The organism is Streptomyces sp. NPDC007162 (genome assembly GCF_040634175.1).
Taxonomy (GTDB): domain Bacteria; phylum Actinomycetota; class Actinomycetes; order Streptomycetales; family Streptomycetaceae; genus Streptomyces.
This window is the reverse complement of the sequence record NZ_JBEYFC010000988.1, coordinates 1-1,450: the sequence shown is the minus strand read 5'-3', so window position 1 is coordinate 1,450 and position 1,450 is coordinate 1. Positions and strand designations below refer to the sequence as shown.

Annotated in this window: 2 protein-coding genes; one reads left to right on the top strand and one right to left on the bottom strand. The window is 71.7% G+C overall.

Annotated features, from left to right (window positions below):
* Window positions 1-121 precede the first annotated feature (121 nt).
* On the bottom strand, window positions 122-838 hold the full coding sequence (gene ndgR, locus ABZ646_RS46535; RefSeq protein WP_003993203.1) for an IclR family transcriptional regulator NdgR: 717 nt from the start codon (window positions 836-838) through the stop codon (window positions 122-124).
* A 205-nt stretch (window positions 839-1,043) separates the two neighbouring features.
* On the opposite strand from ndgR, the gene ABZ646_RS46530 reads away from it, so the two are divergent.
* Window positions 1,044-1,450, top strand: a 407-nt coding sequence (locus ABZ646_RS46530; protein WP_360533825.1) for an aconitase family protein, incomplete at its 3' end; no start/stop codon positions are given.

Below are 1,450 nucleotides of genomic sequence, written 5' to 3'. Positions count from 1 at the left end.
GCTTCAGGCCTGCTCACTCACGTTGCAACTCTCATACCCCCAGCACCCCTTCACGGGGCGTTCTGCTCACGTCGGGAGAGGCCTGCCGCGGCGTTGAGGCCGGCCTCTCCCGACGTGAGCGTCAGCCGGTGCGGCGCAGGGCCTCGGAGAGTCGGCCCGCTGCGTCGATCACGGCCTGGGCGTGCATGCGGCCGGGGTGGCGGGTCAGGCGCTCGATCGGGCCGGAGACGGAGACGGCGGCGACCACGCGGTTGGAGGGCCCCCGCACCGGCGCCGACACCGAGGCGACCCCGGGCTCCCGCTCGCCGATGGACTGGGCCCAGCCGCGGCGCCGGACGCCGGAGAGGGCCGTCGCCGTGAAACGGGCGCCCTGCAGACCGCGGTGCAGCCGCTCCGGCTCCTCCCAGGCCATCAGGATCTGCGCCGAGGAGCCGGCCTTCATCGTGAGGGTCGAGCCGACCGGGACCGTGTCCCGCAGGCCGGACAGGCGCTCCGCGGCGGCTACGCAGATCCGCATGTCCCCCTGCCGGCGGTAGAGCTGCGCGCTCTCGCCGGTGATGTCACGCAGGTGCGTGAGCACCGGGCCCGCCGTCGCGAGCAGGCGGTCCTCACCGGCCGCCGCGGCCAGTTCCGCGAGTCGCGGACCGAGAATGAAACGGCCCTGCATGTCGCGTGCCACCATGCGGTGGTGTTCCAGAGCCACGGCCAGCCGATGGGCCGTGGGCCGTGCCAGTCCGGTTGCCCCGACCAGACCCGCGAGGGTGGCCGGACCGGACTCCAGAGCGCTCAGGACAAGGGCCGCCTTGTCCAGAACGCCGACGCCGCTACTGTTGTCCATGCAACGATACTCACGTCTCACTCTGTGAAACGCAAGTTCAATTTTCGGTGGAACGCGCCACTCTGGAAGAACACAGTGGCCCGCGGACCAACGGGCCCGGCGGCGGACGCCCGGAACCACGACTTCAGGGGCCCGGTACACGGGCAGCCGCTTCCTCAAGATCTCGAGTTGGGCCGGTGCACGTCTGCCGGCCGGAGGGAAAGCGATGGGTAGGACACTCGCGGAGAAGGTCTGGGACGACCACGTCGTCCGGCGCGCCGAGGGCGAGCCCGACCTCCTCTTCATCGATCTGCACCTGCTGCACGAGGTGACCAGCCCGCAGGCCTTCGACGGCCTGCGTCAGAACGGCCGCCCGGTGCGCCGCCTCGACCTCACCATCGCGACCGAGGACCACAACACCCCGACCCTCGACATCGACAAGCCCATCGCGGACCCGGTCTCCCGGGCCCAGCTGGAGACCCTGCGCAAGAACTGCGCCGAGTTCGGCGTGCGCCTGCACCCGCTGGGCGACGTCGAGCATGATGCGGAGGTTGCCCGCCGCGTCCAGGATCCCGACGTCACCGGTGCGCAGCCAGCCGTCCGGGGTCAGGGTGGCGGCCGTCGCCGCCGGGT